This is a genomic window from Zarconia navalis LEGE 11467 (genome assembly GCF_015207075.1).
GTDB lineage: Bacteria > Cyanobacteriota > Cyanobacteriia > Cyanobacteriales > Geitlerinemataceae > Zarconia > Zarconia navalis.
This window is the reverse complement of the sequence record NZ_JADEXN010000228.1, coordinates 1-7,860: the sequence shown is the minus strand read 5'-3', so window position 1 is coordinate 7,860 and position 7,860 is coordinate 1. Positions and strand designations below refer to the sequence as shown.

General features: G+C 49.7%; 6 protein-coding genes. 5 read left to right on the top strand and 1 reads right to left on the bottom strand.

Features of this window, described 5'->3' with window-relative positions; all coding sequences use genetic code 11:
- Nucleotides 1-318: DUF3352 domain-containing protein (locus tag IQ235_RS12920; RefSeq protein ID WP_264321867.1), on the top strand; the 318-nt coding region annotated here is incomplete at its 5' end.
- A 243-nt stretch (nt 319-561) separates the two neighbouring features.
- Nucleotides 562-705, top strand: a complete 144-nt coding sequence (locus IQ235_RS12915; protein ID WP_264321866.1) for a CAB/ELIP/HLIP family chlorophyll-binding protein — start codon at nt 562-564, stop codon at nt 703-705.
- 239 nt (nt 706-944) lie between these two features.
- On the opposite strand, the gene IQ235_RS12910 is transcribed toward IQ235_RS12915, so the two are convergent.
- On the bottom strand, nt 945-2,309 hold the full coding sequence (locus IQ235_RS12910) for an O-antigen ligase family protein (RefSeq protein WP_264321865.1): 1,365 nt from the start codon (nt 2,307-2,309) through the stop codon (nt 945-947).
- Between the two features lie 171 nt (nt 2,310-2,480).
- Here IQ235_RS12910 and IQ235_RS12905 point away from each other — a divergent pair, with 171 nt between their 5' ends.
- The 3 genes from IQ235_RS12905 to IQ235_RS12895 all read left to right on the top strand — a co-directional run bounded on the left by IQ235_RS12905 (nt 2,481) and on the right by IQ235_RS12895 (nt 7,830).
- Nucleotides 2,481-3,965, top strand: coding sequence for an SLBB domain-containing protein (locus tag IQ235_RS12905; protein ID WP_264321864.1), 1,485 nt, complete (start codon nt 2,481-2,483; stop codon nt 3,963-3,965).
- A 65-nt stretch (nt 3,966-4,030) separates the two neighbouring features.
- A complete protein-coding gene (locus IQ235_RS12900) occupies nt 4,031-6,265 on the top strand; it encodes a GumC family protein (protein ID WP_264321863.1) in 2,235 nt (744 codons plus the stop codon).
- Nucleotides 6,266-6,444: 179 nt separating this feature from the next.
- A complete protein-coding gene (locus tag IQ235_RS12895; RefSeq protein WP_264321862.1) occupies nt 6,445-7,830 on the top strand; it encodes an MFS transporter in 1,386 nt (461 codons plus the stop codon).
- The last annotated feature ends 30 nt before the right edge of the window (nt 7,831-7,860 follow it).

The window sequence follows — 7,860 nt, the reverse complement described above, 5'->3', positions numbered from 1 at the left end:
CCCTACAATACCCTCGATCGCAGCTATACCTTTCAAACAGCGATCGAACCGTTCCCCGTTCCCAATGATGGTTACTTCTTCCTGAATATGGGTTCGATTTTGTCTTTCGCGAATACCTTTTTCTTTCCGATGGGTTCCCAAAATTCCAATGCCGATCCAATAATACGAGCGGCAATGGGAGTCGTCCGCAGTCTGAGCGTATCCTCATTCGCGACGGCGGAACTCGAGCAGGCCGATGTTTTTCTGGTGTTGTCTCCGGCAACGGAAAAGCTCGACGGGGAAGATGGAGAAACCTTCGGGGAGACAGTGACACCATAATTGGGACATACCGAAGACTCTCAGACGGGATAAATACCCGTACTTTGCTCCGGTGGGTTCACAATTATTCATGACATTCACTCTCCTCGAGCTTTCTCCATTAAAAGCAAAAAGCATTAGCCCTGAAGGGACTAAGAGGTTTCTCGGAGCGATCTGTCATCGATTTGTAACTAAATGTTGCGAAATAATCGATTCTTGTGTTACGATTTATATCAACGGTTGACAACAGGAAAGTTACTCATCATGGAAAACCAAGAAACGAAATTCGGCTTCACTCAATTCGCGGAAACCTGGAACGGTCGCTTGGCCATGCTCGGTTTCGTCATCGGTCTTGCCACTGAGTTGATCACCGGCAGCGGTATTCTCTCTCAAATCGGCTTGATGTAATCGAGAAACACTTTGCAATCTCGAACTCGATTCAAATAGCTTAGATCTACGATCTACAAAGAGGCGCATCCTAGATGCGCCTCTTTCTGATTTCAAGTTATAGTACTGCAGGCAGGAGATAGATCCGGTAAACAGATAAGCGCACCATCGTAGAAAGTCTTACCCAGATTTAGTTCTAAGTATCAAAACCTGCTCTTGCCCCAATATACCGCAACCATTGAAGATCAATGCGATCGGTTTTACCAGACTTCCTTGCGCTCTAACCGTCGAGATTTGTGACCGAGAGTATCCATCCCCAGCCGCACGCTACACAAGACATAATAAAACCAAATATGGTGAATACCTAAAAGCGAGCTTTGGGTATTATTTACAATCAGAAGCAAGATAAAGATAATCAAATAAAAAATGGCCTCTGGTTCTCGTGTTTGACTCATATACTTAATAGCTAAACCAATATTGAGCATCAACGAAGCAACAAAGAGAAATAAGCCGACCATTCCCAAATCGGCAAATAAATCGATAAATCCATTGTGAGCGTGGTGCGCCACCCAACCGTAGCCATCAGATGCCACTTCATAGGCGGGGTTATCTTCTCCTCGCCAATCTTGCCAAAATCCATGGAAGCCGAAACCGAGAATTGGACTGTCCCGTACGACTTTACCAATCACTTTCGTCCACAGGGGAACTCGTCCGGTGAGGGTCATATCTTTCCCCAACACATCGACCACAATATACTCTAAGTTCTCCGTCACCAGAATAGTCGTGCCGATACTAATTGCCATAAAAATTACGATGATGGCATAAGCCCACTGAAAGCTCAGTCGCTTGATGAAGCGTAGAATTAATAACGCCGAAAATAGAGCCACTAAAGTTACTTTTGCTCCTGCCGAGTTAGTGTTCTGCATAATCAGCATTGAAACGAGCACCATCAAAACGGAAGGAACTCTTTCTTTGGGATTATTGGCCGCGCGAACGTACCAAAAAACGGCATTCAATCCCATTAACGCGCCGAGGGGATTGGGATGGGCCAAAATGCCCCGCCAGCCTTTACCGACAACCCCGACAGACGGAATGGCAAGGGAATAAAACAAACTCAATCCCGTAATAATTCCCGTACTCCAGCGTAGTAACGTGGCGATTTGCTGCCAGGTATATTTTTGGGCGATATGGGCAGCTAAAGTCGAAACGACGAGCAATGCCAAACTTGCTTGTAAGGTGAGTAAGGGCAGCTCTGACCAAAACGCTGAAAACCCGACTAATCCTAGCAATATTCCTAAAAAAGGATTGGCAAATAATAACAAAAAACTGCGAGCAAAATCGCGAAACCAAAATTTAAGAACGAAGACCGATACACCGTAGCTCACAATTTTCATTAGAGCTGAATTTAGGCTGAGATTATGCAACATAAAGTCACTCGGATGTAACCAAACAAATGGCTTAATCGTCAAGTAGGGAATGACAACTAAAATGGCAACACTCAAGCCCACAGCGAGGCGATCGGTCACGTTTTTAGGACTAGCATACTGAAATGCAAGTAAAATAAAAACAAGACCAATTCCCAAAATTAGACTCAAAAATATCGGATCGGCTAGCAGCGCTTTCACGATGTTCCTCTCGTATAATCTCGCGACATTAAAATACGAATAACCTCAAAGCGCACAAGCTTGAAGTATACTGAGAATAAGCTCTTTTTAAAGGGGTGTTCGAGCGCGTAAAATGAAGACGAGCCATCTATCATAGCCTAGTTTTTTTCAGGAAATCGTAATTGAAACGCAATGTCTTTTCGTGTACTTCGATGCCTCTTTCAATCGACTGTAAGTCTAACGTTACTGACCCTCGCGATCGCCCCAAATTCTAGTATGGCTCAATCGCTGCCGTACTTGGAAGATCCCCCCCCACCACCATCACGAACTTCTCAAAGAGTCCGCAGGAGTAACCCCGAGCTGGACGAGTACACCCTCGGACCGGGTGATTTGGTGCAGATCGAAATTTTTGAAGCCCCCGAATACAGCGGCGAAGCTCAAGTTCTCGCCAACGGCATGATGGACTTACCCATCGGTGGACGAGTATACGTCGAAGGTCTGACGATTCCCCAAGCCACCGACATCATTGCCGCCGAGTACGTGCGAATTTTTCGATATCCCCTCGTCAGCGTCCGGCTATCGGGACCGCGTCCGTTACAAGTCACCATCGATGGAGAGGTAACTCAGCCGGGGGCTTACGTGATGGAAATTCCCCTCAAAGCCCAAAGCGGACTTCAGCGAGGATTGCAGTACCCTACCGTTCCGGAATTGATCGAATTAGCAGGCGGCGTCACCCTTTCGGCCGACCTCAGGCGCGTGGAAGTTCGCCGCAATTCTGGAAATGGCAAAGAACCCTCTTTTTATATCGACCTGTTGTCATACATCCAATCCGGTCGTCGGGGACAAGACATTACCCTCAGAGATGGCGATGCTCTCTTTATCCCCACGGCAGAACGAATTGAGGAAGAGCGCGTTCGCCAACTGGCAGCGACCAACTTTGCCGTTGCAGAAGACTCCCCCCGCAGCGTGGTGGTGGTGGGGGCGGTGAATCAACCCGGTAACTACGTGCTCATCGGCGGCCCGTCGCGATCGGAACTGCGGCCGGGAGGATTGCCGACGCTGACGTTTGCCCTCGAACAAGCCGGGGGAATCGTCACTAATGCCGATGTTCGCCAAGTGGAGATTCGTCGCATTACCCAGACCGGAGGCGAGCAAATTATCATCGCCAATCTGTGGGAGTTCTTGCAAACCGGAGACTTCGAGAACGATCCCATTTTGCAAAACGGGGATACGATCGTCGTTCCCAGAACGGATGCCATTGATTCGGCTGAGGTGGCGCAATTGGCCAATGCCAGTTTTTCGGCCTCTATTGTCGTTTACGTGGTGGGCGAAGTGAATAAAGCCCCTAGCATCCGGACTTTAGAAGTGCCGACAAACACGACCCTAAACCAAGCCATTTTGCAGGCGGGGGGGTTCACCGACGATGCCAACCGCGACGAGGTTGATTTTATTCGCCTGAATCCTGATGGGACGGTGCGGCAAGAGACTATCGAACTGGACTTCGCGCGGGGCATCGACGAATTTGAGAATCCCCTTCTGCGTCCCAACGATATCATCGTCATTAGTCGATCGGGTTTAGCACGGGTAACCGATACCCTAGAGACGATCTTCAGTCCTGCCCCTGAGATCAACTCTTTTATGAGAATATTAGAAACCTTGGGAATTGTTGGCGATTGAGTCAGACTCCTCAAGCGCCATCGGTTGCGCTCGATTTTGCAGCTTCACTTCAATAAAGTGTCCCCATGAATACCGACAACGATTCTCACAGCTTTCTTCCTCAACGAAACGGCGATTTGCCTCCATCTCTATCCCAAACTCAATCCCATCTGTCCTCTGAGGGTGAGGAAGACAATCTCGATATCGGTTGGTTGTTTGGTGTCGTCCGCCGCCGCATCCCCATCATGGCGATCGTGGCCGTTGTGCTGACGGGCGTTTTCGGCGGACTGATCTTCACCCGAAACCGAGAAGTTCCACCGCTCTACAAAGGGAAATTTCGATTGTTAATCGAACCGATTTCCGCTGAAGGTCGGCTGATGCGACAATTTCTACTCGCTCAAGCCTCGGGCACGGATTTAAGCAAAATTAGAATTGAAGAATCGGGTCTGGTGGATTACGAAACTCAAATTCGAGTTTTAAAAAGTCCGAAATTACTGATGCCGATTTTAGAAAATCTGGAAGCAGAATATCCCAAACTCAGCTATAAATCTCTGCAAAAGAACCTAAAAGTCGATCGCATCAGCGTCGATATTTCCGGGAAAGAATTCGGGACGAAGATTTTAGAAGTGACCTATGCCGATCCCGACCCGGATAAAATTCTCACGGTTTTAGAAGAGGCTTCCGAGCTATATCTGGAATACTCCCTCGAAGAACGACTGACCAGCCTGACTCAAGGGATCGATTTTATCGAAGAACAGCTCCCCGTCTTGCAAGATCGAGTCGATACCATTCAAACGCAAATCCAAAACCTGCGCCAGCAAGAGAACCTGATCGAGCCATACCCTCAAGCTCAGGCGATGACCCAAGAAGCCAGTTCGCTGAACTTGCAGCAGCTCGACAATCAAAAGGAATTGGTGCAAGCGCGAGCGCTCTACGAAGGTTTGCAACAGCAGCTGGCGATCGGAAATGCGACCGCCGTTTTGAGCGAAGATCCCCAGTTCCAGCCCTGGATTGCCGAAGCGCAGGAACTCGAAAGTAAAGTCGCCGCCGAATCGGCTCGGTTGCAGCCCGATAGTTTACCCATGCTCGCCCTGCGCGAACAACAAGCCGCAATGGACGCTTTGCTGCAACAAGAAGCCCAAGCCGTTCTCGCAACCATTGAAGATCGCATTACAGCAATTGAAGCGAGCGCTCGAACCATCGGGCAAGCCGAAGCCAATCTCGACGCGCGGGTGCAACGGTGGCCGGTGGCAACGCGGCAATATGCCGACCTCCAGCAGGAACTCGAAATTGTCACGAGTACCCTGACGGATTTTCTCACCAAGCGCGAAGCTCTCGGTATCGATGCCGCTCAGCAGCAAATCCCCTGGGTGCTCATCGCGCCGCCGGCGATTCCGGAAAATGCCCAGGGCAATTTCGTCCCCTCGGAGGTTCAGCAAACAAAACGTCAAATTGCGATCGCCGCGATTTTGAGTACCCTGCTCGGGATTGGGGCGGGTTTTCTGGTGGAAGTGCTCCAGACTGTTTTCCACCAGCCTTCAGAAATTAAATCGGCAAGCCGACTGCCGTTGCTCGCGGCAATTCCCCGGACGCGAAACCTCAAACGCACCCTGCGAAAACTATCTCAACAGACTCCAGAAGCAGTAGCCGTCGCATCTTCCCCATCGAGTGCGCCTCGTCCCTTTTGGGGATTGGGTTCTTCGAGTTCGGTCTATCGGAGCAATCCTTTTTCCGAGGCCTTTCGTTCTCTGTATGCCAATATTCGCTTACTCGGTTCTGAATCTTCCTTGCAATCTTTAACAGTGAGTTCGGCCATGCCCGCCGATGGCAAGTCTACGGTGGCTCTTCACCTAGCCCAAACTTCGGCAGCAGCGGGTTTGCGGGTGTTGTTAGTGGATGCCGATTTGCGCGCTCCCAGCATCCACCAGCAGTTAGACTTGCCGAATCTGAAGGGGTTTAGCAACGTGCTGACGAGCGATGATGTCAGCCTCAACGAGGCGATCGTCCAATCGAAGATCGATGACAACTTATTTGTGCTTCCTGCCGGCCCGATTCCCCCAGACTCGGTGAAGCTGTTGGCTTCTAACCGGATGCAATACGTTGTGGAGCAGTTTAAAAGCTTTTTCGATCTGGTGATTTACGATACGCCGCCTTTGCACGGACTGGCCGATGGCAACTTGGTGGGGGCGAAAACCGATGGGGTCGTGATGGTGGTGGCGATCGAGAAAACCGATCGAAATTTGCTCGCGGGGGCCTTGGAAGGATTAAAACTCTCCGGTGCGTCGATTTTGGGCGTGGTGGCGAACGGTGTCAAAAAATAACCAGTTAGCCATTGGACGATCGCCATACATTCGATCGAGGTTTAATAAAAGTTATTTAACTTATCTATTGGTTCATTTATTCATATAAGTTGCCGGGGATACAATCCTTAAGAAGTGTAATACCCTTAAGAAAGATTAAAATTTTCAAAAAAATATAAACTTTTATTTCAGGCATCCGGATGAATAGCAGTTTAAATGGCGATCGGCTGTGCCTTCGGACTCAAATCGCCTACGGGGCTGGTGATTTTGGTCCTTCCATGGCTGGCAATACCTTGATGGTGTTCTTTTTCTTTTTTCTAACCACGATCGCTGGACTGTCGCCAGCATTGGCCGGATCGATTTTGTTGGTCAGCAATATCTGGAGTGCCCTGAGTACGATTGTTGTCGGTATTTTGAGCGATCGGACTCAAAGTCGTTGGGGACGGCGACGAGTTTGGATGTTCTGTAGCGCTCCGATATTGGGGCTTGGTTTCTTTCTCCTTTGGTGGTTGCCGCCCTTTCAAGATTGGGCCCTCTTTTGCTACTACCTCGGTGCAGCGCTGCTTTTTCAGACCGGAGCCAATGGCTTTCTGATTCCCTACGGCGCTTTAGTTACAGACCTGAGCGAGAAAAACAACGAGCACGTTCGCTTGAACAGCTTGCGATTTGGCTTTTCTCTGGCTGGGTGTATTGCGGCTTTGTTACTCGCCCAAGGACTGAGCTATTACCTCGACGAACCCCGACAACTCTGGATAACCGGAGCCATTGGCGGTGTTGCGATCGTGGTTTCGATTTTCGCCTGCTGCTGGGGTACCACAGAGCAGCGAGTCCCCACAGCCAACCCGGTCAAATTGAACTGGGGGGAACTGAAACTGTTGCTGGGCAACCAACCCTTCACGATCCTGATGGGGATTTACGCCCTCTCTTGGATGGCACTGCACATCACCCCGGCAATTTTGCCCTACTTTATCGTCCACTGTTTGGAACTCGACACCTCTGCTATCACCTCGATCGTTCTGGTTATGCAAGTCACGTCTTTAGCGAGCTTGTTTATTTGGGAACCGTTGAGTCAACAGCTTGGTAAAAGAACTGCATTTTGGCTCGGCAGCAGTATCTGGATTTTCGGACAGTTTGCCCTGTTTTACCTGCAACCAGGACAAATTTATCTCATGTACGGTGTTGCCAGTATCATTGGCTTGGGCATGGGTGCAACTTATGTCGTTCCCCCTTCAATGTTGCCCGAAACCATCGACTGGGACGAACTGCGAACCGGTCAGCGGCGAGAGGGTTTGTATTACAGCATTCTCATGTTTTTGTATCAAGTCATTCTGGCTCTGGGGCTGTTTTTTCTCGGTCAGTGGCTGGCCGGATCGGGTTTCCAAGAAACCATACCCGGTCAGGGTCAGATCCTCCAGCCGCACTCGGCATTAGTTGCGATCCGCCAAGTCTCCTTTGCCCTACCTGTCCTGGCGATGCTCGGCAGTCTGGCACTCACCTACTTCTACCCCATCAACTCCGCCGTGCATCAAGATACGACGTTTCAACTGCAACAACGGCGAGTGGCGGCATCGAATTCTCTTAATTGACGCGCGAATTCAAAAATTCCGTTTATCTGC

Excerpts from the sequence above, each read along its gene's own strand:
- IQ235_RS12915 (WP_264321866.1), top strand. The coding sequence starts at position 562 with ATGGAAAACCAAGAAACGAAATTCGGCTTCACTCAATTCGCGGAAACC.
- IQ235_RS12905 (WP_264321864.1), top strand. The coding sequence starts at position 2,481 with ATGTCTTTTCGTGTACTTCGATGCCTCTTTCAATCGACTGTAAGTCTA.
- IQ235_RS12900 (WP_264321863.1), top strand. The coding sequence starts at position 4,031 with ATGAATACCGACAACGATTCTCACAGCTTTCTTCCTCAACGAAACGGC.
- IQ235_RS12895 (WP_264321862.1), top strand. The coding sequence starts at position 6,445 with ATGAATAGCAGTTTAAATGGCGATCGGCTGTGCCTTCGGACTCAAATC.